19 protein-coding genes and 1 pseudogene are annotated in these 25,084 nt (G+C 68.4%); 10 read left to right on the forward strand and 10 right to left on the reverse strand.

Annotation, left to right across the window (positions count from 1 at the left end):
• Positions 1 to 1,721: pseudouridine synthase (locus G3N94_RS28165; RefSeq protein WP_205795872.1), on the forward strand; the 1,721-nt coding region annotated here is incomplete at its 5' end.
• 76 nt (positions 1,722 to 1,797) lie between these two features.
• Here G3N94_RS28165 and def read toward each other — a convergent pair.
• From def to G3N94_RS28190, 5 genes are all read right to left on the reverse strand, one after another.
• The gene (gene def / locus G3N94_RS28170) at positions 1,798 to 2,328 is read right to left on the reverse strand and encodes a peptide deformylase (RefSeq protein WP_124598594.1); all 531 of its coding nucleotides are present in this window, start codon (positions 2,326 to 2,328) and stop codon (positions 1,798 to 1,800) included.
• Positions 2,325 to 4,400: an NAD-dependent DNA ligase LigA gene (ligA, locus tag G3N94_RS28175; RefSeq protein WP_205795874.1), complete on the reverse strand. Its 2,076-nt coding sequence runs from the start codon at positions 4,398 to 4,400 to the stop codon at positions 2,325 to 2,327. Before ligA ends, def begins: the two co-directional genes overlap by 4 nt.
• Before the next feature lie 165 nt (positions 4,401 to 4,565).
• A complete protein-coding gene (locus tag G3N94_RS28180; protein WP_205795876.1) occupies positions 4,566 to 5,888 on the reverse strand; it encodes a cell division protein ZipA C-terminal FtsZ-binding domain-containing protein in 1,323 nt (440 codons plus the stop codon).
• Positions 5,889 to 5,988: 100 nt separating this feature from the next.
• Complete coding sequence (smc, locus tag G3N94_RS28185) at positions 5,989 to 9,501, reverse strand: chromosome segregation protein SMC (protein WP_205795878.1); 3,513 nt, start codon at positions 9,499 to 9,501, stop codon at positions 5,989 to 5,991.
• Positions 9,502 to 9,639: 138 nt separating this feature from the next.
• Positions 9,640 to 10,581, reverse strand: a complete 942-nt coding sequence (locus G3N94_RS28190; RefSeq protein WP_205795880.1) for a DMT family transporter — start codon at positions 10,579 to 10,581, stop codon at positions 9,640 to 9,642.
• A gap of 161 nt (positions 10,582 to 10,742) precedes the next feature.
• Here G3N94_RS28190 and dapC point away from each other — a divergent pair, with 161 nt between their 5' ends.
• The 6 genes from dapC to cls all read left to right on the forward strand — a co-directional run bounded on the left by dapC (position 10,743) and on the right by cls (position 16,946).
• Complete coding sequence (gene dapC / locus G3N94_RS28195) at positions 10,743 to 11,975, forward strand: succinyldiaminopimelate transaminase (RefSeq protein ID WP_205795882.1); 1,233 nt, start codon at positions 10,743 to 10,745, stop codon at positions 11,973 to 11,975.
• A gap of 43 nt (positions 11,976 to 12,018) precedes the next feature.
• Positions 12,019 to 12,846 carry a 2,3,4,5-tetrahydropyridine-2,6-dicarboxylate N-succinyltransferase gene (gene dapD / locus G3N94_RS28200; protein ID WP_205795884.1) on the forward strand — a complete coding sequence of 276 codons (828 nt, stop codon included), beginning with the start codon at positions 12,019 to 12,021 and terminating at the stop codon, positions 12,844 to 12,846.
• On the forward strand, positions 12,846 to 13,214 hold the full coding sequence (locus G3N94_RS28205; protein ID WP_205795886.1) for an ArsC family reductase: 369 nt from the start codon (positions 12,846 to 12,848) through the stop codon (positions 13,212 to 13,214). The genes dapD and G3N94_RS28205 overlap by 1 nt, the downstream gene beginning before the upstream one ends.
• A gap of 109 nt (positions 13,215 to 13,323) precedes the next feature.
• Positions 13,324 to 14,463: a succinyl-diaminopimelate desuccinylase gene (gene dapE / locus G3N94_RS28210; RefSeq protein WP_205795888.1), complete on the forward strand. Its 1,140-nt coding sequence runs from the start codon at positions 13,324 to 13,326 to the stop codon at positions 14,461 to 14,463.
• Positions 14,464 to 14,474: 11 nt separating this feature from the next.
• On the forward strand, positions 14,475 to 15,389 hold the full coding sequence (gene prmB / locus G3N94_RS28215) for a 50S ribosomal protein L3 N(5)-glutamine methyltransferase (RefSeq protein ID WP_205795890.1): 915 nt from the start codon (positions 14,475 to 14,477) through the stop codon (positions 15,387 to 15,389).
• Positions 15,390 to 15,506: 117 nt separating this feature from the next.
• A complete protein-coding gene (gene cls / locus G3N94_RS28220; protein ID WP_205795892.1) occupies positions 15,507 to 16,946 on the forward strand; it encodes a cardiolipin synthase in 1,440 nt (479 codons plus the stop codon).
• A 24-nt stretch (positions 16,947 to 16,970) separates the two neighbouring features.
• Here the strand turns inward: cls and G3N94_RS28225 are convergent, their stop codons facing one another.
• Positions 16,971 to 17,450, reverse strand: coding sequence for a glutathione peroxidase (locus tag G3N94_RS28225; protein WP_205795894.1), 480 nt, complete (start codon positions 17,448 to 17,450; stop codon positions 16,971 to 16,973).
• A gap of 134 nt (positions 17,451 to 17,584) precedes the next feature.
• Here G3N94_RS28225 and G3N94_RS28230 point away from each other — a divergent pair, with 134 nt between their 5' ends.
• On the forward strand, positions 17,585 to 19,516 hold the full coding sequence (locus G3N94_RS28230; RefSeq protein ID WP_205795904.1) for an ATP-binding cassette domain-containing protein: 1,932 nt from the start codon (positions 17,585 to 17,587) through the stop codon (positions 19,514 to 19,516).
• 122 nt (positions 19,517 to 19,638) lie between these two features.
• On the opposite strand, the gene G3N94_RS28235 is transcribed toward G3N94_RS28230, so the two are convergent.
• From G3N94_RS28235 to alr, 3 genes are all read right to left on the reverse strand, one after another.
• Positions 19,639 to 19,905 carry a DUF2866 domain-containing protein gene (locus G3N94_RS28235; protein WP_205795906.1) on the reverse strand — a complete coding sequence of 89 codons (267 nt, stop codon included), beginning with the start codon at positions 19,903 to 19,905 and terminating at the stop codon, positions 19,639 to 19,641.
• A gap of 157 nt (positions 19,906 to 20,062) precedes the next feature.
• Positions 20,063 to 21,439 carry a DNA repair protein RadA gene (gene radA / locus G3N94_RS28240; protein WP_205795908.1) on the reverse strand — a complete coding sequence of 459 codons (1,377 nt, stop codon included), beginning with the start codon at positions 21,437 to 21,439 and terminating at the stop codon, positions 20,063 to 20,065.
• Between the two features lie 11 nt (positions 21,440 to 21,450).
• Positions 21,451 to 22,521: an alanine racemase gene (gene alr, locus G3N94_RS28245; RefSeq protein WP_205795910.1), complete on the reverse strand. Its 1,071-nt coding sequence runs from the start codon at positions 22,519 to 22,521 to the stop codon at positions 21,451 to 21,453.
• 218 nt (positions 22,522 to 22,739) lie between these two features.
• Here alr and lplT point away from each other — a divergent pair, with 218 nt between their 5' ends.
• Both lplT and thiD read left to right on the forward strand, forming a co-directional pair.
• Positions 22,740 to 24,047, forward strand: a complete 1,308-nt coding sequence (gene lplT / locus G3N94_RS28250; RefSeq protein ID WP_205795912.1) for a lysophospholipid transporter LplT — start codon at positions 22,740 to 22,742, stop codon at positions 24,045 to 24,047.
• Positions 24,048 to 24,099: 52 nt separating this feature from the next.
• Complete coding sequence (thiD, locus tag G3N94_RS28255; protein WP_205795914.1) at positions 24,100 to 24,912, forward strand: bifunctional hydroxymethylpyrimidine kinase/phosphomethylpyrimidine kinase; 813 nt, start codon at positions 24,100 to 24,102, stop codon at positions 24,910 to 24,912.
• A gap of 19 nt (positions 24,913 to 24,931) precedes the next feature.
• On the opposite strand, the pseudogene G3N94_RS42665 reads toward thiD, so the two are convergent.
• A pseudogene (locus G3N94_RS42665) lies at positions 24,932 to 25,084 on the reverse strand (DUF1853 domain-containing protein); the annotation flags it as partial.

Consider the following 25,084-nt stretch of genomic DNA (forward strand, 5'->3'; position numbering starts at 1 on the left):
GCGGCCGCTTCGAGCGTGGCGAGGGTCGCTCCGAAGGTCGTCCCGAAGGTCGTCCATATCGCAGCGCGGAAGGCAAGCCTGCCGCGCGCGGCGAGCGCGGCGACACCCGTCCGTTTCGAAGCGCAGACGCGAAACCCGGCGGCCGCTTCGAGCGTGGCGAGGGTCGCTCCGAAGGTCGTCCCGAAGGTCGTCCATATCGCAGCGCGGAAGGCAAGCCTGCCGCGCGCGGCGAGCGCGGCGACACCCGTCCGTTTCGAAGCGCAGAAGCGAAACCCGGCGGCCGCTTCGAGCGTAGCGAGGGTCGCCCCGAAGGTCGCCCATATCGCAGTGCGGAAGGCAAGCCTGCCCCACGCGGCGAGCGTGGCGACTCCCGCCCATATCGCAGCGCAGACGCGAAACCCGGCGGTCGCGCCGAACGTGGCGAGGGCCGTCCCGAAGGTCGTCCAGAAGGTCGTCCATATCGCAGTGCGGAAGGCAAGCCTGCCCCACGCGGCGAGCGTGGCGACACCCGCCCGTATCGCAGCGCAGAGGGCAAACCCGCCCCACGCGGCGAGCGTGGCGAAGGCCGCCCCGGCGAATCCCGTCCGTATCGCGGCGCGGATGCAAGACCTGCGGGCGAGCGCCGCAGCGCCGACGGCAAGTTCAGCCGCGGCAAGCCCGACGCCCGCCCGGCCCGCCGCGACGACGATGAGCGCCCCCGCCGCGCGTACGCCGGCGCCGAAGGCAGCAAGCGCCCGTCGTATCGCGACGCAACGGGCGGCGAAGGCGCGAAGCGCAGCTTCGGCGAACGCCGTACGTCGTCCGAACGCCCTGCCCGCGCGCCGCGCGACGGCGAACGCTTCACGCGCAGCGCGGACGCTCCTGCCAGGCGCGGCAGTGCCGAACGGCCGTCGTCCGGCGCGAGCTTCAAGACCGCGCAACCGGTGAAGCGCCACGCGGCCGACGTTGATCACGGCGACGAATCGGGCCTGATGCGCCTGTCGAAACGCATGTCCGAGCTCGGCCTCTGCTCGCGCCGCGAAGCCGACGAGTGGATCGAGAAAGGCTGGGTGCTGGTCGACGGCGAACGCATCGACACGCTCGGCACCAAGGTGCGGCCCGACCAGCGCATCGAGATCGACGAACGCGCCAGTGCGGCACAAGCCGCGCAGGTGACGATCCTGCTGCACAAGCCGGTCGGCTATGTGTCGGGCCAGGCGGAAGACGGCTACGAGCCCGCGACCGTGCTGATCACGCGCGAGAACCACTGGAGCGGCGACCGCTCGTCGCTGCGCTTCTCGCCGCAGCATCTGCACTCGCTCGCGCCGGCCGGCCGGCTCGACATCGATTCGACCGGCCTGCTCGTGCTGACGCAGAACGGCCGGATCGCGAAGCAACTGATCGGCGAGCAGTCGGACATCGACAAGGAATACCTCGTGCGCGTGCGCTTCGGCGAACGGCTCCTCGACATCGACCAGCACTTCCCCGCGGAATCGCTCGCGAAGCTGCGCCACGGCCTCGAACTCGACGGCGTCGCACTGAAGCCCGCGATGGTGAGCTGGCAGAACGGCGAACAGCTGCGCTTCGTGCTGCGCGAAGGCAAGAAACGCCAGATCCGCCGCATGTGCGAACTGGTCGGCCTCGACGTGATCGGCCTGAAGCGCGTGCGGATGGGCCGCGTGATGCTCGGCGCGCTGCCGCAAGGGCAATGGCGCTACCTGTCGGCCGACGAGACGTTCTGACGACGCGCGGCCGCATCGCGCTCCGCTGTCGTGATCAAGCCCGCTTGCGCGGGCTTTTTTTCGGCCTTGCCACCTGTCAGTCGTCCTGCGCGTCGAGCCCCGGAAACAGCACGTCGGTGAACCCGAAGCGCGTGAAGTCGGTGATCCGCATCGGATACAGCTTGCCGATCAGGTGATCGTATTCGTGCTGGACGACCCGCGCGTGGAACCCTTCGGCGATGCGGTCGATCTTCGCGCCGTGCTGGTCGAAGCCGCTGTAGCGCACTTTCGCGTAGCGACTGACGACGCCGCGCATGCCGGGCACCGACAGGCAGCCCTCCCAGCCTTCCTCCATGTCCGGCGGCATGTACTCGATCTTCGGGTTGATCAGCACGGTTTCCGGCACGGGCGGCGCTTCCGGATAGCGATTGTTGTTGCCGAAACCAAAGATGATCACCTGCAGGCCGACGCCGATCTGCGGCGCCGCGAGCCCCGCGCCGTCCGCGTGGTGCATCGTTTCGAACATGTCCGCGACGAGCGCGTGCAGCTCGGGCGTGTCGAACTTCTCGACCGGTCGGGCGATTTCGAGCAGGCGCGGATCGCCCATCTTCAGGATCTCGCGAATCATGGCGCGTGGCCCTCCAGCAGTTGGTGTAATCCGTCTTCGTCCAGCACCGGGATGCCGAGTTCCTCGGCCTTCGCGAGCTTGCTGCCCGCCTCCGCACCCGCGACGACGTAATCCGTCTTCTTCGACACGGAACCCGCGACCTTCGCACCGGCCGCCTCGAGCATTTCCTTCGCGGCTTCGCGCGTGAGCGTCGGCAGCGTGCCCGTCAGCACGACGGTCTTGCCAGCCAGCACGCCCTGCGGCGCCTTCGGCGCGGGCGGCCCTTCGGGCCATGTGACCTTGCCGGGCGCGCGCAGCTGGTCGATCACCGTGCGGTTGTGGTCCTCCGCGAAGAACTGGTGGATCGACTCGGCGACCACCGGCCCGACGTCGTTGACTTCGAGCAACTCGTCGAGCGTCGCGTCCATGATCGGATCGAGCGAGCCGAAATGCTTCGCGAGGTCCTTCGCGGTCGATTCGCCGACGTGGCGGATGCCGAGCGCGTAGATGAAGCGCGCGAGCGTCGTGTGCTTCGCCTTCTCGAGCGAATCGAGCAGGTTCTGCGCAGACTTCTCCGCGAACCGGTCGAGTTCGGCGAGCGTCGCGAAACCGAGGTTGAACAGGTCGGCCGGCGTGCGCACGAGGTTCAGCTCGACGAGCTGGTCGATGATCTTCTCGCCGAGCCCGTCGATGTCGAGCGCGCGCCGCTGCGCGAAGTGCCAGAGTGCCTGCTTGCGCTGCGCCGGGCAGAACAGGCCGCCCGTGCAGCGGGCGATCGCCTCGTCCGGCAGCCGTTCGATCTTCGAGCCGCACACCGGGCATTCGGTCGGCATCACGAATTCGGCCGTGTGCTCGGGCCGCCGGTCAAGCACTGCGCCGACTACTTCCGGAATCACGTCGCCCGCGCGTCGCACGATCACGGTGTCGCCGATCCGGATGTCCTTGCGGCGCACCTCGTCCTCGTTGTGCAGCGTCGCATTGGTCACGGTCGCGCCGCCGACGAACACGGGCTCGAGGCGCGCGACCGGCGTGATCGCGCCGGTGCGGCCGACCTGCACGTCGATTGCGACGAGCGTCGTGAGCGCCTCCTGCGCCGGGAACTTGTGCGCGAGCGCGAAGCGCGGCGCGCGCGACACGAAACCAAGCCGCTCCTGCTCGTCGCGCCGGTTCACCTTGTAGACGACGCCGTCGATGTCATACGGCAGCGACTCGCGCTTCTCGCCGATCTTGCGGAAGAACCCGAGGAGCCCGTCCGCGCCGCGCACGACCGCGCGCTCGCGGTTCACCGGCAGGCCGAGTGCCTCGTACCAGTCGAGCAGCGCGCTGTGCGTGTCGGGCATCGGCGCACCGTCGAGCACGCCGATCCCGTACGCAAAGAACGACAGCGGGCGCTGCGCGGTGATCTTCGAATCGAGCTGGCGCAGGCTGCCGGCCGCCGCGTTGCGCGGATTCGCGAATTCGCGCTGCTCCGCGGCGCGCTGGCGTTCGTTCAGGCGTGCGAAATCGCGCTTGAACATCAGCACCTCGCCGCGCACGTCGAGCACGGCCGGCAGGTCGGCGCCCTTCAGCTTCAGCGGAATCGAGCGGATCGTGCGGACGTTCTCGGTCACATCCTCGCCCGTCGTGCCGTCGCCGCGCGTCGATGCCTGCACGAATACGCCGTGCTCGTAGCGCAGCGAGATCGCGAGGCCGTCGAACTTGAGCTCGCACGCGTATCCGACCGGATCCGTCACGGTGCCCGCGAGGTCGGCGGTCTTGTCGAGCGCGTCGGCGATGCGCTTGTCGAACGCGACGATGTCCTCGTCCTCGAAGCCGTTGTTGAGCGACAGCATCGGCATCGCGTGAACGACCGGCGTGAAGCCGCTCGCGACCTCACCGCCGACGCGCTGCGTCGGCGATTCGGGTGTCACGAGTTCGGGATGGTCGGCCTCGAGTTGCTGCAGCTCGATGAACAGCCGGTCGTATTCGGCGTCGGGCAGTTCCGGCTGGTCGAGCACGTAGTAGGCGTAGTTCGCCCGCTCGAGTTGGTCGCGCAGCCACGCGGCGCGCGCGTCGGGCTGGCTGGCTGGCGGTTCGGCTTGGGTTCGGGCCATGCTGGCGGCAGTGTGTCGCTGAGAAATTCGAATGCCAGATTATCTCAGTTTGGCGCCGCAGCGGGGCACCCGAAGCGGCGCACGAAACTGCGCCCGGTGCACCGCCGCCACCGGCCCGCCGCAGCGCAGCGGCGGCAGCTCGCCGGCCGCCTCCTGCGTATCGCGTTACTGGCTGAACAGTCGGCGCGTGACCGGCGAGCCGGCCGGAATGCCGGCCTGTTCGAGCTTCGCGTACAGCTTCATCAGTTGCTGCTCGATCGCGAGCAGCGTCGATTCCGGCAGCGGACGGCGCTGGTCGTCGACGACCCGCGCGCCGATCCGCTCGGACAGCGACTTCGCGTAGTCGCACATCAGCCGGAACGGCAGGATGTCCTCTTCAGCGACCGGCACGTCGAGCACCAGCGTGATCATGTTGCCGCCCTTGTACGTCAGGTCGTCGCGCAGGAAGTTGGTGTCGCCGAACTGCAGCATGAACACCGGGTTCTGCTTCGCGTCGAGCTTGACGAAGCGCGTGCCGTCGCGCGACAGCAGCAGGCCGTCCTGCGATGCGACCGCCTGCACGTAGTTGGCCGACCACGGCGCGCCGTCCGACATCACGTTGATCGACAGCTGCGCATCGCATTGCGCGGCGAAGCCGTCGAGCTCGCGCGCCATCGACACCGATTCCATCATGTCCGGGAACTCGGGCGCGCCGTCGATCGCGTCGGCGAACTGCTGGACGCCCGTCACGAATTCCGAGAACTCGAGCTCGTTCAGCGGGCCGCCGCGGTTCGCGAGCTGCGCGGCCGCGCGCAGCTCCTCGTAGCGCACGCCGTTCTGCAGCAGCTCCCAGTGGCCGCCCTCGGGCTTGCCTTCGATGTGGACCGGCTTGCTGCCTGCGCGACGCAGGCGCTGCGCGATCGGCAGGATCTTGTCGCCGGGCAGCGGCGACCCGAGGCGGATCGGCACGATGCAATCGATGCGGCGGTCGACGACCGTGGGCGGCGCCGAGGAAATCGTCGTCGCGGCCGGCAGCACGGGCTCGACCGGCTCGTTCGCGGCGGTTTCCTGGGTCGCTTTGGTCGCTTTGGTCGCTTTAGCCGCTTCCGCCGCTTCGTCCGCGGCAACCGATTCGACGGACTCGTCGACCGGCAAGTCGACCGACGTCGCCTCGGCCTGCAGGTCGGCAGGCATGTCGGCAGGCGCCGCGCCACTCAACGCGGCCCCGCCAACGGCGGCCCCACTGAACGTCGGCTCGACGCGTGCGGCTTCCGCCGCTGCGGCCTCGGCGGCCGGCGCCGCCGGTTCACGGCGCGTCGGCTGGCGCACGGGCTCGATGAACGGCAGTTCATCGTCGCGCTCGGGGCGGTTCATCGCGTCCGCCGTTTCCTGCGGCATCGGACGCGGCATCTTGCGCCGCACCTTCGCGCCCTGCCACGCGTTATAGACCACGACGCCGCCTACCACGACCGCGCCCGCGCCGATCAAACCGAGTGTCAACTCGTCCATGCACGCTCCATCAGCAATTCTTTTTCGTTGGACTCGCGGGCGGGCGTCGATGCGTCGTGCATCGACCTGCCGCGCACCCGCGGGCCAGTGTCGTCAAACGTCAATTCTGCGCAAAACCCGCCGCGGTTTCCATGTCCACCGCGACGATCCGCGATACGCCCTGCTCCTGCATCGTCACGCCGATCAGCTGCTGCGCCATCTCCATCGCGATCTTGTTGTGCGAGATGAAGAGGAACTGCGTCTTGTTCGACATCGCGCGCACGAGGTTCGCGAAACGCTCGGTGTTCGCGTCGTCGAGCGGCGCGTCGACCTCGTCGAGCAGACAGAACGGCGCCGGGTTCAGCTGGAACATCGCGAACACCAGCGCGGTCGCGGTCAGCGCCTTCTCGCCGCCGGACAGCAGGTGGATCGTCGCGTTCTTCTTGCCGGGCGGCTGCGCCATCACCTGCACGCCGGCGTCGAGGATCTCGTCGCCCGTCATGATCAGCTTCGCCTGGCCACCGCCGAACAGACGCGGGAACAGGTCGCTGAAGTGACGGTTGACTTCGTCGAAGGTTCCCTGCAGCAGCGTGCGGGTTTCCTGGTCGATCTTGTGGATCGCGTCCTCGAGCGTGGTGATCGCGTCGGTCAGGTCGGCCGACTGCGCGTCGAGGAACACCTTGCGCTCGCTCGCGGCCTTCAGCTCGTCGAGCGCCGCCATGTTCACGGGGCCGAGCGCGTTGATCGCGTTGTTCAGGCGCGTCACTTCGCCCTGCAGGTACGACGGCTTCAGGTCCGGCGTGAGCTTCTCGCGCAGCGCTTCCTCGTCGACTTCCGCCGCCGCGAGCTGCTCGGCGAACTGCTCGACCGACAGGCGCGCGGCCTGCTCCTTCAGCTGCAATTCGGTGATGCGGTCGCGCAGCGGCTGCAGCGAGCGCTCGGCGACGAGCCGCTGCTCGTCCGATGCGCGCAGTTTCGCGGTCAGGTCGTCGAGCTCGATGCGCGCGGCCTGCAGCGCCTCTTCCTTCACCGCACGAATTTCGAGCGCATCCTGCAGCCCCGTGTGCGCGGTCTGCTCGTTGATCGTCTCGAGCTCGGCGCGCGCATCTTCCAGCGACGCGGCCACGCGCTCGCTCTGCTCGTGCGCGACCTGGATGCTGCGCTTCAGCTCGTCGATCCGGGTCACCGCATTGCGGGCCGCGAAGCGCGCATCGTTCGCTGCGCGCTCGAGATCGCGCGCTTCCTGGCGCGCCTGCGTCAGCGACTCGTCGAGCGACTCGAACGCGAGCTGGTTGTCTTCGAAGCGCGCCTGCAGCTCCGCGAGCTCGCCGTCGAAGCGCTCGAAATTCGCTTCCGACTCCGCGCGCAGCGCACGCTGCTCCTCGATCTGCGCGCCGATTTCCTCGAGTTCCTCGCGAATCTGCGTGCTGCGCTGCGTATAGCGCTCGTGCGCCTGCGCGAGCTTCAGCACGTCCATCTGCAGCGCATGCATGCGCTGCGTCGCGCGTTCGGCCTGCGCGCGGACGTCGCCGAGCGCCTGGGTTGCCTGCGTATGCGCGGCTTCCGCGCGCACCACGGCCGACTTCGCTTCGTCCGCGAGCAGCGCCTGCGCACGCACCTGGCGCGTCAGGTTCTCGATCTCCTGCTGGCGGGCGAGCATCCCCGCCTGCTCCGAATCGGCCGCATACAGCTGCACGCCGACCCGCGTGACGATATGCCCGGCCTTCACGACGAACGATCCGCCCGCCGGCAGCTGCGTACGCGTCGCGAGCGCCTGCGCGACGTCGTCCGCGACGTACACGTTGCCGAGCCAGTCGTTCAGCACCGCGCGGATGCCCGCGTCGTCGATGCGCACGAGCGACAGCACCGCGCGCAGCCCGCTGACTGCCGCGGGCGGCTCGCCGGCCGGCGGCGGCGCGTAGAACGCGAGCTTCGCCGGCGGCGCGTCGGTCGCGAACGCCTTCACCCAGTCGAGATTCGATACTTCGAGCGCGGCGAGCCGCTCGCGCAGCACGGCCTCGAGCGCCGTTTCCCAGCCCGGCTCGACGTGCAGCTTCTTCCACAGGCGCGGCAGCGTGCCGAGCTCGTGCTTGTCGAGCCACGGCTGCACCTTGCCCTCGGTCTGCACGTTCTCCTGGAGTTGCTTCAGCGCCGCGAGACGCGCGTCGAGCTGGTGGATCTGCGCGCTTTCGGCCTGGACGCGCTCGTGTGCGGCACGGCGCTCGCCGTCGAGGCGCGGCACCGTCTCCTGCGCGTTAGCGACACGCGCCTGCGCTTCGGCGAGAATTTCTTCCTGCTCGGCGAGCTGCATGCGCAACTCCTCGAGCTGCGCCTCGTCCGGCACGTCGAGGCCGCCCGCTTCCGCCTTCAGGCGCTCGTGGCGCTGCTGCAGCTGCTGCAACTGCTGGTCGGCATTGCGCTGGTGCGCGGCCTCGAGCTTCAGCGACTGCTCGGTCTGCGCGATCCGGCCACGCTCGTCGTTGAGCTGCGCCTGCGCGTCGCGCCAGGTCGCCTCGAGCGCCGGCAGCGCGTCGTGCTTCGCCGCGGCCGCGTCCTCGGCGAGCGCGGCCTTCTCGTCGGCGACCGCACGCGCTTCCTCGGCTTCCTCGAGCTCGTCCTGCGCCTTCTCGGCCTGCGCGCGCCACTGCTCGCGCTGCGCGTTCAGCGCGGCGATCTGCGCCTGCACGCGGTTGCGCGATTCGACGATGAACTTGATCTCGGCTTCCAGCCGGCTGACTTCGGCATTCGCTTCGTAGAGCGCGCCCTGCGCGCCCTGCATCGCGTCGCTCGCCGCGTAGTGCGCAACGCGCAGCGTCTCGAGCTGCGACTCGACTTCGCGCAGCTTCGCGGTCTGCGCTTCGAGGTCGATCTGCGCCTGCTCGATCGCGCGCTGCTGCTTCTGCTGCTCGCCGCCGGCCTCGTTCTTGCGCAGCAGCCACAACAGGCGCTGCTTCTCCTCGCCGTCGGCGACGAGTTCCTTGTATCGGGTCGCGACGACTGCCTGCGCCTCGAGCTTCTCGAGGTTCGCGGAGAGCTCGCGGATGATGTCCTCGACGCGCGTCAGGTTCTCGCGCGTGTCGTGCAGCCGGTTTTCGGTCTCGCGACGGCGCTCCTTGTACTTCGACACGCCCGCGGCTTCCTCGAGGAACACGCGCAGCTCTTCCGGCTTCGCCTCGATGATCCGCGCGATCATGCCCTGCCCGATGATCGCGTACGCGCGCGGCCCGAGGCCCGTACCGAGGAAGATGTCCTGGATGTCGCGGCGGCGTGCCGGCAGGTTGTTGATGTAGTAGCTCGACGTGCCGTCGCGCGTCAGCACGCGCTTCACGGCGATCTCGCCGTACTGGCCCCATTGGCCGGCCGCACGGCCGTCGGAGTTGTCGAAGATCAGCTCGACGCTCGCCCGGCTGCCGGGCTTGCGGGCGGTCGAGCCGTTGAAGATCACGTCCTGCATCGACTCGCCGCGCAGCTCGGACGCGCGCGACTCGCCGAGCACCCAGCGCACGGCATCGATGATGTTGGACTTGCCGCAACCGTTCGGGCCCACGACGCCGACGAGCTGGCCCGGGACCTGGAAATGCGTGGGATCGACGAAGGATTTGAAGCCAGCGAGTTTGATCGAGCTCAGACGCACGGCGGTATCGGATGTGAAGAAGGTGTGAAACGGACGGCGGCACGCCGCGCCGGACCAGCCGGCCCTTGCGCGCGGCGCGCCCCCGAATTCAAAAGCGGGGCCGCGCGCTTAAGCGTTGGGCCCCGCATACGGCACCAATCATACCATCGCGCGTGCGCCGTCCCGACCGCTGCCGGGTTTGTCCTGCGCCGGACTCGACCGGTGGACCCGGCTCGACAGCAGCGTCGCGAGCACGATGCACGCGCCGCCCGCCCATTCCCGCGCGCTCGGCAATTCGTTCGCGAACACCCAGGCCGACAGCGCGGTGATCACGATCTCGAACAGCATGATGATCGACGCGCGGTTCGCCGGCACACGGGTGAGCCCGTACTGGACCAGCAGGTTGTTCGACGCCATCGTCACGCCGATCCCGACGATCACCAGCGCCACGACGCCGAGCTGGCCGCTCGCCGGCACGGTCGGCAGCCCCTCGAACAGCGAGGCGATCGCGCCGAACACGGCCGCACCGCCGAACAGCGTCGCGGTGCGCATCTCGGCGCGCATGTCCGGCAGCTCGCGGCTCGCCTTGATCACGAGCACGTTGCTCATCGCGAAGCTGAGCCCGGCCGCGAGCCCCGCCCATTCGGCCGGGTTGGCCGGCAGCGGCACGCCGAGCTGCGGCGACCACAGCATCAGCATCGCGCCGCAGATCGACAGCGCGGCGAGCCCCGCGCCCGCCCAGGTGAGCCGTTCGCGCAGCAGGAAGTGCGCGTAGATCGCGGTCCACGCGGGGGTCAGGTAGAACAGCAGCATCACGCGCAGCACCTCGCCGTGAATCGTGCCCCACACGAAGCCGAGGTTCGTCACGCCGGCCGTCACCGCGATGCCCGGCAGCACCCAGTGCCAGCGCAGCGTCGCGATCGTGCTGCGCCTCGCGACGATCACGAACAGGAACGCGACGAAGCTCGTCAGCGCGCTCGCCGCGGTGCCCGTCACGCCCAGCGACGCGAGGATCCGCAGCGGATACCAGATCAGGCCCCATACCGACGCGCCGACCAGGATCGCCAGCGTCGGCAGGCTGCCGCGTACTGCATTATTCATCTCGTTCGATACCCTCTATTTTTCGTGGTCCGGCGGGCATTTGCGCCCGCCGTGCCCGCATTCCGTCACGCTATAATCGTCGGCTGCGACACGCGCCGCGCCGCCGGCGCCGCTTCGCAAGCGCGCGGCGCACGCCGCCCCTTTCGCTCCAACCGGCCGCGATGGCCGCTTCGCCCGTGAATCCACGACTCGACTCGCTCCAGCCCTATCCTTTCGAAAAGCTGCGCGCCCTGTTCAAGGACGTGACGCCCGCCGCCGGCCTTCAAGCCATCAGTTTCGGCATCGGCGAGCCCAAGCACCCGACCCCGGCGCTGATCCGCGACGCCGCGGTCGCCGCGCTCGACGGCCTCGCCAGCTATCCGGCCACGGCCGGCTCGGACGCGCTGCGCACGTCGATCGCGCGCTGGCTCGAGCGCCGCTACGGGCTGCCGGCGATCGATCCGGCCACCGAGGTGCTGCCCGCGTCCGGCTCGCGCGAAGCGCTGTTCGCGCTCGCACAGACGGTGATCGACCCGAGCCGAACCGAAAGCGGCAAGAAAGCGATCGTACTCTGTCCGAATCCGTTCTATCAAATTTACGAAGGCGCGGCGCTGCTCGCGGGCGCCGAGCCGTACTTCGCGAACAGCGACCCGGCGCGCAATTTCGCCTGTGACTACGCGGCCGTGCCCGACGACGTGTGGGCGCGCACCCAGCTGCTGTACGTGTGCTCGCCGGGCAACCCGACGGGCGCGGTGCTCACGCTCGACGACTGGCGCGAGCTGTTCGCGCTGTCGGACCACCACGGTTTCGTGATCGCGTCCGACGAATGCTATTCGGAGATCTATTTCGACGAGTCCAGGCCGCCGCTCGGCGGGCTCGAGGCCGCGCACCGCCTCGGCCGCGGCTTCGAGCGGCTCGTGATGCTGTCGAGCCTGTCGAAGCGCTCGAACGTGCCGGGCATGCGCTCGGGGTTCGTCGCGGGCGACCCGGCGCTGCTGAAGAAATTCCTGCTGTACCGCACCTACCACGGCGCCGCGCTGTCGCCCGTCTGGCAGCAGGCGAGCATCGCCGCATGGGGCGACGAGGCGCACGTGCGCGAGAACCGTGCGCTGTACGTGCAGAAGTTCAACACCGTGACGCCGATGCTCGCGGACGTGATCGACGTGAAACTGCCGGACGCCGCGTTCTACCTGTGGGCCAACGTCGCGCGCACCGGGCTGTCGGACACCGAGTTCGCCCTGCGCCTGTACGCCGACTATAATGTGACGGTTCTGCCCGGCTCGTACCTCGCGCGCGACGCGCACGGCACCAACCCGGGCCGCGATTTCATCCGGATCGCGCTCGTCGCGGGCACCCCCGAATGCGTCGAGGGCGCGCAACGCATCGTCGATTTCTGCCGTGGCCTCGCGCGGTAATCGCGATCCCGATCAATTCCATCCATCTCCTGCGAAAACGAACATGTCGCAACAACTTCAGCAAATCATCGATACCGCCTGGGAAAACCGCGCCGAGCTGTCGCCGAAGGCCGCGCCCGCCGAAGTCCGCGAAGCCGTCGCGCACGCGATCGAGCAGCTCGACCGTGGCGCGCTGCGCGTCGCCGAGAAGCTCGACGGCAACTGGACCGTGCACCAGTGGCTGAAGAAGGCCGTGCTGCTGTCGTTCCGCCTGGAAGACAACGTGCCGATGCCGGCCGGCGGCTACTCGCAGTTCTACGACAAGGTACCGTCGAAGTTCGCGAACTACACCGCTGAAGACTTCGCCGCCGGCGGCTTCCGCGTGGTGCCGCCGGCGATCGCGCGCCGCGGCTCGTTCATCGCGAAGAACGTCGTGCTGATGCCGTCGTACACGAACATCGGCGCGTATGTCGACGAAGGCACGATGGTCGACACGTGGGCGACGGTCGGCTCGTGCGCGCAGATCGGCAAGAACGTGCACCTGTCGGGCGGCGTCGGCATCGGCGGCGTGCTCGAGCCGCTGCAGGCGAACCCCGTCATCATCGAAGACAACTGCTTCATCGGCGCGCGCTCGGAAGTCGTCGAAGGCGTGATCGTCGAGGAGAACTCGGTGATCTCGATGGGCGTGTACCTCGGCCAGAGCACGAAGATCTACGACCGCGAAACCGGCGAAGTCAGCTACGGCCGCATCCCGGCCGGCTCGGTCGTCGTCGCGGGCAACCTGCCGTCGAAGGACGGCTCGCACAGCCTGTACTGCGCGGTGATCGTCAAGAAGGTCGACGCGAAGACCCGCGCGAAGGTCGGCCTGAACGAACTGCTGCGAGGCGACTGATGGCGAAACCTCGCACCGTGGTCGTGTACGGCATTCCGAACTGCGACACCGTGAAGAAAGCCCGCGTGTGGCTCGCCGACCACGGCGTCGAGTTCGAGTTTCACGATTTCAAGAAAGCCGGCGTCAGCGCGCCGCTGGTCGAGGACTGGCTGAAGGACGTGTCGCTCGACGCGCTCGTGAACAAGCGCGGCACCACGTGGCGCGGCCTGGACGACGCCATGAAGGCGGCCGCGGATACGCAGGCCGGCGCGGTCGCGCTGATGATCCACAAGCCGTCGGTCATCAAGCGCCCTGTGCTCGTCGTCAACGGCCGCGTGAAATCGCTCGGCTTCGCGGTCGACCAGTACGCGGCGCTGTTCGCTGCATAAGGGCGGCCCGCTCAACAGGCGCCGTTGCATGGCGCCAGTTGCACGACGCCCCGGGATTCATCGCTGCCGGCCTGCGCGCCGGCATTTTTTATCGAAAGTGGTCCGAACCATGTCCACCACCCTAGCCCTTACCGAACAGCTGATCGCCCGCGCGTCCGTCACGCCCGACGACCAGCATTGCCAGCAGATCATGACCGAGCGCCTCACCGCGCTCGGCTTCGACATCGAGACGATCGCGTCGCACGGCGTGACCAACCTGTGGGCCGTCAAGCGCGGCGCCGACGGCCGCGACGGCAAGCTGCTCGCGTTCGCGGGCCACACCGACGTCGTGCCGACCGGCCCGCTCGAGCAGTGGACGTCGCCGCCGTTCGTTCCCGCGCATCGCGACGGCAAGCTGTACGGCCGCGGCGCGGCCGACATGAAGACGTCGCTCGCCGGCTTCGTCGTCGCGGCCGAGGAATTCGTCGCCGCGCACCCGAACCACCGCGGCTCGATCGCGTTCCTGATCACGAGCGACGAGGAAGGCCCCGCAACCGACGGCACCGTAAAGGTCGTCGACCTGCTCGAAGCGCGCGGCGAGCGCGTCGACTACTGCATCGTCGGCGAGCCGACGTCGACCGCCGAACTCGGCGACGTCGTGAAGAACGGCCGCCGCGGCTCGATGTCCGGCGAGCTGATCGTCAAGGGCGTGCAAGGCCACATCGCGTATCCGCATCTCGCGAAGAACCCGATCCACCTGCTCGCGCCGGCGCTCGCCGAGCTCGCCGCAGAACAATGGGACGAAGGCAACGAATACTTCCCGCCGACCACCTGGCAGGTGTCGAACCTGCATGCGGGCACCGGCGCGACCAACGTAATCCCGGGCCATATCGCGCTGCTGTTCAACTTCCGCTTCTCGACGGCCAGCACAGTCGCTGGCCTGCAGGCGCGCGTGCACGCGATGCTCGACAAGCACGGGCTCGACTACGAACTCAACTGGTCGGTCAGCGGCCTGCCGTTCCTGACGCCGCGCGGCGAGCTGTCGAGCGCGCTCGAAGCGGCGATCCTTGCCGAAACGGGCCTGACGACCGAGCTGTCGACGACGGGCGGCACGTCGGACGGCCGCTTCATCGCGCGCATCTGCCCGCAGGTGATCGAGTTCGGCCCGCCGAACGGCAGCATCCACAAGATCGACGAGCACATCGAAGTCCGCTTCATCGATCCGCTGAAGAACGTGTACCGCCGCGTGCTCGAACAACTGATCGCCTGACGGAGCCTCGTATGACGACGACACCTTTTGAAACAGTTCGCGACCTTCTGCGTTACGCGGTGACGCGCTTCTCGAAAGCGAAGCTTGCGTTCGGCCACGGCTCGGACAATGCGTACGACGAAGCGGCCTACCTGGTGCTGCGCACGCTCGACCTGCCGCTCGACACGCTCGAGCCGTTCCTCGACGCGCGCCTGCTGCCCGACGAAATCGACGCCGTGCTGGCCGTGATCGAACGGCGTGCGACCGAGCGCGTGCCGGCCGCCTATCTGACGCATGAAGCGTGGATGCACGGCCACCGCTTCTACGTCGACGAGCGCGTGATCGTGCCCCGCTCGTTCATCGGCGAGCTGCTCGACGACGGGCTGCAGCCGTATGTCGCCGACCCCGAGCAGGTCGGCGCGGTGCTCGAGCTGTGCACGGGCTCCGGCTGCCTCGCGATCCTCGCGGCAAGCGCATTCCCGAACGCGGAGATCGACGCGGTCGACCTGTCCGACAAGGCGCTCGAAGTCGCCGAGATCAACGTGCGCGACTATGGCCTCCAGGACCGCATCGCCCTGCATCGCGGCGATCTCTACACGCCGCTGCCCGTGTTCCGCTCGACCGAACCCGGCGCGCGCTACGACGTGATCCTGACGAACCCGCCGTACGTGAATGCGGCATCGATGGCCGCGCTGCCGCCGGAATACCGTCACGAGCCCGAGATGGCGCTGGCCGGCGGCGACGACGGCATGGACATCGTCCGCCGCATCATCGCCGAAGCGCGCAACTGGCTGCACGACGACGGCGTGCTCGTCGTCGAGATCGGCAACGAGCGCGACAACGTCGAGGCGGCGTTCGGCGGCCTCGAACTGAACTGGCTGTCGACCAGCGCGGGCGAGGACAGCGTGTTCCTGATCCAGGCGTTGGATCTCCCGCAGAAACCCTGACGGCTTCACCCGGCCGTGACCGGCCGCGCGGCGCGGCACCCCGCTGCGCCACGCGGTTCGGTAAGATGCGCGTAAGCGGCGCCTCGCCGCACGACTTCAGGAGTCCGTCACGCGCCCATGACCCTCGACTGGCTACACCTTGGCACGCTGCTCCTCGCGATCCACGTGCTCGGCGTGATCGCAGCCTGCCATGCGATCCTGAACACCCGCACGTCGCAAGGCGCGATCGCGTGGGCGGTGTCGCTTGCCGCGATGCCCTACCTGACGCTGATCCCGTATCTGTTCCTCGGCCGCAGCAAGTTCTCCGGCTATGTCGACGCGCGGCGTCACGAGGCGGAGGCGTTGCGCACCCGCACCGATCCCGTGCCGTGGCGCGACGGCGGCTCGACCGACGGCCCGCCTGCGGATGCGCTCGGCGAGGCCGCGGTGCGCGCGCTCACGCGGCTCGGCGGCATGCCGTTCCTCGCCGGCAACGCGGTGCGCACGCTCGTCAACGGCGAGGCGACGTTCGCGACAATCCTGTCGGCGATCGACAGCGCGCGCGACTACGTGATCGTCCAGTTCTTCATCATTCGCGACGACGCGCTCGGCCAGATGCTGCGCGACGCGCTGCTCGCACGCGCGGCGGCCGGCGTGCGCTGCTACGTGCTATATGACAGCATCGGCAGCTTCGACCTGCCGCACGGCTACGTCGACGCGCTGCGCGCGGGCGGCGTCGAAGTCCACCCGTTCGCGACCAAGCGCCAGTTCGTCAACCGCTTCCAGCTCAACTTCCGCAATCACCGCAAGATCGTCGTCGTCGACGGCAATTGCGCGTTCGTCGGCGGGCACAACGTCGGCGTCGAGTATCTCGGTGCGAAACCGCGGCTGTCGCCGTGGCGCGACACGCACATCGAGGTGCGCGGCCCCGCCGTCGCGAGCATCCAGTACGTGTTCGCGGAAGACTGGCACTGGGCGACGCAGAAGCTGCCGCCGTTCGCGCCGCCGCCCGCGGCGCTCGCCGACGCCGACATGCATTGCCTCGCGGTGCCGATGGGGCCAGCCGACAAGCAGGAAACCGGCTCGCTGTTCTTCGTCGAGGCGATCAACGCGGCGCGCGAGCGGGCCTGGATCACCACGCCGTATCTCGTCCCCGACGAAGCCGTGATCGCCGCGCTCAAGCTCGCGGTGATGCGCGGCGTCGACGTGCGCATCCTGATCCCGAGCCGGCGCGACCACTATGTCGTGTTCGAGGCGTCGAAGCTCTACGCGCGCGACCTCGCCGATGCGGGCGTCAAGGTGTTCCGCTACCGGCCGGGCTTCCTGCACCAGAAGGTCGTGCTGATCGACGGCCGCGCCGCCGCGATCGGCAGCGCGAATCTCGACAACCGGTCGTTCCGCCTGAACTTCGAGATCATGGTGCTGACCGTGGACCGGACGTTCGCCGATGAAGTCGAGGCGATGCTCGCGGCCGACTTCGCGCAAGCGTATGAGGTCGATGCCAGCGAATACCGGAACTCGCCGGCGTGGCGGCGGGTTGCGATGCACATCGCGCGGCTGTTCGCGCCGATTCTCTAGCGCCCGCGCCGCCCTGCCCCCGCATCACAGCAGTTTTTCGACGTCCGCGGCAATTTCCTCGGGCTTGGTCGACGGCGCGTAGCGCTTGACGATCCGGCCGTCACGGCCGACGAGGAACTTCGTGAAGTTCCACTTGATCGCCTTGAGCCCGAGGATGCCTGGCGCCTCGTCGGTCAGGTAGCGATACAGCGGGTGCGCGTGGTCGCCCTTCACGTCGATCTTCGCGAACATCGGGAACGTGACGCCGTAGTTGCGCTCGCAGAACGCGCCGATCTGCGTGGCGTCGCCCGGCTCCTGCTTGCCGAACTGGTTGCAAGGGAAACCGAGCACGAAGAAGTCGCGCGTCGCGTACTGGTCGTAGAGCTTCTGCAGCCCCGCGTACTGCGGCGTGAACCCGCATTCGCTCGCGGTATTGACGATCAGCAGCACCTTGCCGCGATACGCGTCGAGCGACACCGGCGCGCCGGCGAGGGTCTCTGCGCTGAAGGAATACAGTGTGGACATCGGGCTTCCCCTTTCGAAATCGGACCGACGTGGAGTCTAGGCGAAAAACGCGCCGGCGCGGGATCTGCCGAACGGCCAATGCCCGGTGTGCGGCCCGCAGTCTAGAATAGCGGTTTTGGCCAGTCATTTCCGCCGTGATCCGTTTCAATCAGTTCAGCCTTGCGCGCGGCACCAAGCCGCTTTTCGACGCGGCCTCGTTCGTGCTCAATCCCGGCGAGAAAGCCGGCCTGATCGGCGCGAACGGCGCCGGCAAGTCGACGCTGTTCGCGGTCCTGCGCGGCGAGCTGCACGCTGACGCCGGCGATTTCTCGATGCCGCCGTCGTGGCAGATCGCCCATGTGTCGCAGGAAACGCCCGCCGTCGACCGCACCGCGCTCGACTACACGCTCGACGGCGACGCTGCGCTGCGCCGGATCGAGGCGCGCATCGCAGCCGCGTCCGCCGCGCATGACGGCGCAGCCGAAGCGGAAGCGCATGCGGCGTTCGCCGACGCGGACGGCTACACAGCGCCGGCGCGTGCGGAAGCACTGCTGCTCGGCCTCGGCTTCACGCTCGCGCAGACGCGCGAGCCCGTCGCGAGCTTCTCCGGCGGCTGGCGGATGCGCCTGAACCTCGCGCAGGCGCTGATGTGCCGGTCCGACCTGCTGCTGCTCGACGAACCGACGAACCACCTCGACCTCGACGCGATCGTCTGGCTCGAAGACTGGCTGCACCGCTACCCCGGCACGCTCGTCGTGATCTCGCACGACCGCGAATTCCTCGATTCGATCTGCAACGTGACGCTGCACCTCGAGAACCGGCAGGTGAAGCGCTACGGCGGCAACTACTCGCAGTTCGAAGTGCTGCGCGCTCAGCAGCTCGCGCTGCAGCAAAGCGCGTACGAAAAGCAGCAGAAGACGATCGAGCACCTGCAGAGCTTCGTCGACCGCTTCAAGGCCAAGGCCACCAAGGCCAAGCAGGCGCAAAGCCGGATGAAGGCGCTCGAGAAGATGGAGCTGATCGCGCCCGCGCACATCGCGTCGCCGTTCACATTCGAATTCCGCACACCCGACGCTGCGCCGAACCCGATGATGGTGATGGAAGACGTCCGCTGCGGCTACCACGGCGACGACGGCACCGAGATCCCGATCGTCGAGCGCGTGTCGCTGTCGATCCAGAACGGCCAGCGCATCGGCCTGCTCGGTGCGAACGGCCAGGGCAAGTCGACGCTGATCAAGACACTGGCCGCGACGCTCGAACCGCTGTCGGGCCACGTGCGCGAAGGCAAGGGGCTGACGATCGGCTATTTTGCACAGCACCAGCTCGAAACGCTGCGCGAGGACGATTCGCCGCTCGCGCACCTCGGGCGGCTCGCACCCGACACCCGTGAACAGGAGTTGCGCGACTTCCTCGGCGGCTTCAACTTCTCGGGCGACATGGCGACGAGCCCGGTCGGCCCGTTCTCGGGCGGCGAGAAGGCGCGCCTTGCGCTCGCGCTGATCATCTGGCAGAAGCCGAACCTGCTGCTGCTCGACGAACCGACCAACCACCTCGACCTCGAGACGCGCCACGCGCTGACGATGGCGCTCGCGCAATTCGACGGCACGCTGATCCTCGTGTCGCACGACCGGCACCTGCTGCGCGCGACGACCGACCAGTTCATGCTCGTCGCGAAGCACCGCCTGCAGCCGTTCGACGGCGACCTCGACGATTATCGCGACTGGCTGCTGCAGCATGCGGCCGAGCAGCGCGCCGCCGCGAAGGCCGACAATGCGGCAGCGGCCGGCGCGGAGCCGACCGTCAACCGCAAGGACCAGAAGCGCCAGGAAGCCGAGGCGCGGCAGCGGCTGTCGCACCTGAAAAAGCCGCTGCAGTCGCGCATCACGAAGCTGGAAAAGGAAATGGACGCGCTGCACACGGAAAAGGCCCGCCTCGACGCGTTCGTCGCCGATCCGGCGAGCTACGAGGCAGCCCGCAAGACGGAACTGACCGACGCGATCCGCAAGCTCGGCGACGTCAACGCGCGGCTCGAAACCGTCGAAGCCGACTGGCTCGCCGCACAGGAAGAGCTGGAGCAGATCGGCTGACCGCCGCGTGGCGCGGCCCGCGCCTGCACTTCGGGCACGCCCGGCGCCGATGCGGACAAGGCCGGGGCTGGGCGTGATGGCCGGCCTGGCAGTCGTCCTCGGCGGGCGGGCGGCTCAGCGGCTCAGCGCCGCGGCAGCGTATCGCGCGGCATCTGCTCGTCGTCGCCCATCAGATGGCGGCGCCCTTCGGTCGGCCGCTGGATCACCGCGACGACTTCCGCCTCCGTCACATCCTCCGACACGACCCGCCGCGCGAGGCGCCCTTCCGCGTCGATCCATTCGACGATCCGGCACCCGCCGCCCCACGGCTGGCGGATCGGCTCCGACACGCGGCAGCCGCGCAGGTTGTACGCGCGTCCGCCCGGCGCTTGCCCAGACTGTTTGAACATAGGTCCCTTTTGCATGGCGCGGTTCGACAATCCGCACAAGCATAGGGAAATGCGATGTCCTGCGGGTTACACAACCCTACAGTTTCTTTACAGCGAATTACGCGATAGAACGCGACAGATCGCCGGAGGCCCGGCCCCCGGCGTCGCGTGACAGCATTCACTCGAGCCCGCGCACCCGGTCGATCGCCTGCTCGATCCGCTCGACCGCCATCACCTCGAGTCCGTCGACCGGCTGCTTCGGCGCGTTCGCCTTCGGAATCAGCGCGGTCGTGAAGCCGAGCTTCGCGGCCTCGCGCAGACGCTCCTGCCCGCGCGGAGACGGCCGGATTTCGCCGGCCAGCCCCACTTCGCCGAACACGATCAGGCCCTTCGGCAACGGCTTGTTGCGCATCGACGAGTGGATCGCGAGCAGCACCGCGAGGTCGGCAGCGGGCTCGGTGATCTTTACGCCGCCCACCGCGTTGAGGAACACGTCCTGATCGAAACACGCGATGCCCGCATGACGGTGCAGCACCGCGAGCAGCATCGCGAGCCGGTTCTGCTCGAGGCCGACCGCGAGGCGGCGCGGGTTCGGCACGTGTGCGGTATCGACGAGCGCCTGGATCTCGACGAGCAGCGGCCGCGTGCCCTCCTGCGTGACGAGCACGCACGAGCCGGGCACGACCTGCTCGTGCTGCGACAGGAACAGCGCGGACGGATTGGCGACGCCGCGCAGCCCGCGCTCGGTCATCGCGAACACGCCGAGTTCGTTCACCGCGCCGAAGCGGTTCTTGAACGCGCGCACGAGACGGAACGACGAATGCGTGTCGCCTTCGAAGTACAGCACGGTGTCGACGATGTGCTCGAGCACGCGCGGGCCGGCCAGGTTGCCTTCCTTCGTCACGTGCCCGACCATGATGATCGCGGTGCCCGACTGCTTCGCGATCCGCGTGAGCTGCGCCGCGCACTCGCGCACCTGCGCGACCGAGCCGGGCGCCGACGTGAGCGCTTCCGAGTAGACGGTCTGGATCGAGTCGATGACCGCGACGTCCGGCCGCTCCGCATCGATCGCGGCCTGGATCTTCTCGAGCTGGATCTCCGCGAGCAGCTTCAGCTCGGCCGCCGGCACACCGCCGTCGAGCAGCGCCAGCCGTTGCGCGCGCAACGCGATCTGCGCGGCCGATTCCTCGCCGCTGATATAGAGCGTGCGCCGTTCGCTCGCGATGCCCGCGAGCGACTGCAGCAGCAGCGTCGACTTGCCGATACCCGGATCGCCGCCGATCAGCACCACGCCACCCGCGACGAGCCCGCCGCCGAGCACGCGGTCGAACTCGCCGATCCCGGTCGAGAAGCGCGGCACGTCGGCCGCCTCGATGTCGACGAGGCGCTGCACCGGCGCGCGCTTCGCGAGCGACTGGAAGCGGTGTGCGGCCGGCGACTCGGCGACCGATTCGACGAGCGTATTCCAGGTCTGGCACGACGGGCACTGCCCTTGCCACTTCGGCGTCTGGCCGCCGCACTCGCTACAGACGAAAACCGTTTTCTGCTTGGCCACGCGGTGCGCCCTTATTCCGCGCGCACCGGCACGCGGCCGGCCACAGCGCACATCAGTTCATAACCGATCGTCCCGCAATGCGTTGCGACGTCGTCGATCGGCAGGTCGTCGCCCCACAGCTCGACGCGTGCGCCGACGCCCGCCTGCGGACACGGGGTCAGGTCGACCGTGATCATGTCCATCGACACGCGGCCGACGATCCGCGTACGGATGCCGTCGACGATCACCGGCGTGCCCTCGGGCGCGACGCGCGGATAGCCGTCCGCATAGCCGCACGCGACGACGCCGATGCGCATCTGCGCCTGCGCGGAGTATGTCGAGCCATAGCCGATCGCTTGCCCCTTCGCGATCGTCTGCACCGCGATCAGCTCGGACGCGAGCGTCATCGCCGGCTTGAGGCCCGTGTCGGCGATATCGGCGGAGCGGCCGGACGGCGACGCGCCGTACAGCATGATCCCCGGGCGCACCCAGTCGAAATGCGTTTGCGGGTGCCAGAGCACCGCCGCCGAGTTCGCGAGGCTGCGCGCGCCGGCAATGTTTTCCGCACCGCGCTCGAATGCCGCCATCTGCTCGGCGACGCCGCGCTCGCTGTCCGCGTCCGAAAAATGGGTCATCAACGTGATCTGGCCGATGCCGGGGCATGCACGCGCACGCTCCCACGCCGCGCGGTACTTCTCGGGCGTATAGCCGAGCCGGTTCATCCCGCTGTTCATCTTCAGCTGCACGTTGATGGGCTTCGACAGCCGCGCCGTCTCGAGCATCCGCATCTGCTCGTCGTTGTGGACGGTCGTGGTCAGGCTGTAGCGGTCGACCACGTCGAGGTCGCTCGAGCGGAAGAACCCTTCGAGCAGCAGGATCGGGCCGGCCCAGCCGAGTTCGCGCAGCTTGACGGCCTCGTCGAGGTCGAGCAGCCCGAACCCGTCGGTGCCGCGCAGTCCGGGAAACGCGCGCGCGAGGCCGTGGCCGTAGGCGTTCGCCTTGACGATCGCCCAGACCTTGGACTGACCGGCATAGCGGCGGACGACGGAGAGATTGTTCGCGAGAGCGGCGGTATGGATGGTGGCAGAGATCGGGCGCGGCATGGGAAATTTACGTAAAGACGCTTGCGAATCATCAGCTTACCGTGCCTTTTGGGCACCGAAGCCGACAACTTGCGGAACGATCGGGGAATCTTGCTAGTCCGAATCGCTGTATTTTCGTGTTATAAAGCCGTGCGCACAACCCATTTCGAACGGAATAAGCCGATCGCCTACCCGGCGGCCTATGCGGCCGGACCGCAGCGACGAAAGCATCGCAACAGATGAAAAAAGGTTTTTACACCATCATGGCCGCGCAGTTTTTCTCGTCGCTGGCCGACAGTGCGCTCCTCATCGCCGCCATTGCCCTGCTGAAAGACCTGAACGCCCCCAACTGGATGACACCGCTGCTGAAGCTGTTCTTCGTGTTGTCCTATGTCGTGCTCGCGGCGTTCGTCGGCGCCTTCGCGGATTCGCGCCCGAAGGGCCATGTGATGTTCATCACCAACTCGATCAAGGTCGCAGGCTGCCTGATCATGCTGTTCGGCGCCCATCCGCTGATCGCGTACGGGATCGTCGGCTTCGGCGCGGCGGCGTACTCGCCCGCCAAGTACGGCATTCTCACGGAGCTGCTGCCGGCCGACCGGCTCGTCGCGGCGAACGGCTGGATCGAAGGCACGACGGTCAGCTCGATCATCCTCGGCACCGTGCTCGGCGGCGCGCTGATCAGTCCGCACATCGCATCGCACGTGATCGCGCATACGCCGGCGTGGATCAGCACACCGGCCGAATCCGCGATCGCGGTCATCCTCGCGATCTACGTGATCGCCGCGCTGTTCAACCTGCGCATTCCCGATACCGGCGCGCGCTATCCGAAGCAGCAGCACGGGCCGATCAGGCTGATCACCGACTTCGCCGACTGCTTCGTGGTGCTCTGGCACGACAAGCTCGGCCAGATCTCGCTCGCGGTCACGACACTGTTCTGGGGCGCGGGCGCGACGCTGCAGTTCATCGTGCTGAAATGGGCCGAGGTGTCGCTCGGCATGTCGCTGTCCGAAGGCGCGCTGCTGCAGGCGGTCGTCGCGTTCGGCGTCGCGGCCGGCGCGATTGCCGCGGCCAACCGGATTCCGCTGAAGAAGTCGCTGAGCGTGCTGCCCGTCGGCATCATCATGGGCATCGCGGTGATGCTGATGGCGTTCTACTCGCGCGACCTGATCCCGTCGAACTGGGTCATCCATCTCAGCCACATCCGGATGCCCGTCTACCTGATCATCGCGTACATCTTCCTGATGTGCGTCGGCGCGCTGTCCGGCTACTTTGTCGTGCCGATGAACGCACTGCTGCAGCACCGCGGCCACGTGCTGCTGTCGGCCGGCCACTCGATCGCGGTGCAGAACTTCAACGAGAACCTGTCGGTGCTCGTGATGCTGTGCCTGTACGCGGTGCTCGTATGGCTCGACGTGCCGGTCGGCGTCGTGATCGTGCTGTTCGGCACCTTCGTCTGCCTGACGATGTGGCTCGTGATGCGCCGCCACCAGGCGAACCAGCGCCAGTTCGATTCGGTCGCACTGATCGGCGAGGCGAAGCACTGACGCTCCCGTTCCCGCATGCCCGCGCCGGTTCCCGAACCGGCGCCTTGCCATCATGACGACGCATCCGATCCCCAACGTGCTGACGATCGCCGGCTCCGACTCCGGCGGCGGCGCAGGCATCCAGGCCGACCTGAAGACCTTCTCCGCGCTCGGCGCGTACGGCGCGAGCGTGATCACCGCACTGACCGCGCAGAACACGCGCGGCGTAACCGGCGTGCACGCGCCCGATGCCGCGTTCGTGACCGCGCAGCTCGATGCGGTGTTCGGCGACATCCGGATCGACGCGGTGAAGATCGGCATGCTCGCGAACGCGGAGATCGTCCGCGCGGTCGCCAGTGCGCTGCGACGCTACACGCCCCGCTACGTCGTGCTCGACACGGTGATGATCTCGAAAAGCTCGCACGCGCTGCTCGCGCCGGATGCGGTCGACGCGCTGCGCGGCGAACTGCTGCCGCTTGCCACGGTCGTCACGCCGAACCTGCCCGAGGCCGCCGCCCTGCTCGGCGACACGCCGGCCGTCACCGAAGACGACATGGTGCGCCAGGGTCGCGCGCTGCTGCAGACGGGCGCGCAAGCGGTGCTGATGAAAGGCGGCCACCTGCCGGACCACCACGCGAGCCCCGACTGGCTCGTCGACGCGACGCACACCGTGCGGCTCGACGGCCCGCGGGTGCCCGTCACCAATACGCACGGCACGGGCTGCACGTTGTCGTCGGCGATCGCCGCGCTGCTGCCGCGGCATCCCGATCTCGAAAGCGCCGTGCGCGAAGCGAAGACCTACCTGACCGGCGCGATCGCCGCGAGCGGCCGCCTCGACGTCGGCCACGGTGTCGGCCCCGTGCATCACTTCCACCGCTGGTGGTAAGCGCCGGCCCGCGCGCCCGTCAGTCGGCCTGTGCCGCGAACGCCTGCGCCCGCTCGGGCCAGTCGTCCGGCACGACGAAGCCGCGCGCGGTTTCGTGCCACGCGCCGTCGGCGCCTCGCCCGTAGACCCCGATCAACGCCGGCGCGTCGCGCGCCGTCAGCACCGCCGGCAG

Source organism: Burkholderia sp. Ac-20353, assembly GCF_017104785.1.
Lineage (GTDB): Bacteria > Pseudomonadota > Gammaproteobacteria > Burkholderiales > Burkholderiaceae > Burkholderia.

Coding starts and splice junctions, on each gene's coding strand:
- cls (WP_205795892.1), top strand. CDS start 15,507: ATGACCCTCGACTGGCTACACCTTGGCACGCTGCTCCTCGCGATCCAC.
- G3N94_RS28180 (WP_205795876.1), bottom strand. CDS start 5,888: ATGGACGAGTTGACACTCGGTTTGATCGGCGCGGGCGCGGTCGTGGTA.
- alr (WP_205795910.1), bottom strand. CDS start 22,521: ATGCCGCGCCCGATCTCTGCCACCATCCATACCGCCGCTCTCGCGAAC.
- ligA (WP_205795874.1), bottom strand. CDS start 4,400: ATGGCCCGAACCCAAGCCGAACCGCCAGCCAGCCAGCCCGACGCGCGC.
- dapD (WP_205795884.1), top strand. CDS start 12,019: ATGTCGCAACAACTTCAGCAAATCATCGATACCGCCTGGGAAAACCGC.
- G3N94_RS28235 (WP_205795906.1), bottom strand. CDS start 19,905: ATGTTCAAACAGTCTGGGCAAGCGCCGGGCGGACGCGCGTACAACCTG.
- thiD (WP_205795914.1), top strand. CDS start 24,100: ATGACGACGCATCCGATCCCCAACGTGCTGACGATCGCCGGCTCCGAC.
- lplT (WP_205795912.1), top strand. CDS start 22,740: ATGAAAAAAGGTTTTTACACCATCATGGCCGCGCAGTTTTTCTCGTCG.
- G3N94_RS28225 (WP_205795894.1), bottom strand. CDS start 17,450: ATGTCCACACTGTATTCCTTCAGCGCAGAGACCCTCGCCGGCGCGCCG.
- prmB (WP_205795890.1), top strand. CDS start 14,475: ATGACGACGACACCTTTTGAAACAGTTCGCGACCTTCTGCGTTACGCG.
- G3N94_RS28190 (WP_205795880.1), bottom strand. CDS start 10,581: ATGAATAATGCAGTACGCGGCAGCCTGCCGACGCTGGCGATCCTGGTC.
- G3N94_RS28205 (WP_205795886.1), top strand. CDS start 12,846: ATGGCGAAACCTCGCACCGTGGTCGTGTACGGCATTCCGAACTGCGAC.
- dapE (WP_205795888.1), top strand. CDS start 13,324: ATGTCCACCACCCTAGCCCTTACCGAACAGCTGATCGCCCGCGCGTCC.
- dapC (WP_205795882.1), top strand. CDS start 10,743: ATGGCCGCTTCGCCCGTGAATCCACGACTCGACTCGCTCCAGCCCTAT.
- def (WP_124598594.1), bottom strand. CDS start 2,328: ATGATTCGCGAGATCCTGAAGATGGGCGATCCGCGCCTGCTCGAAATC.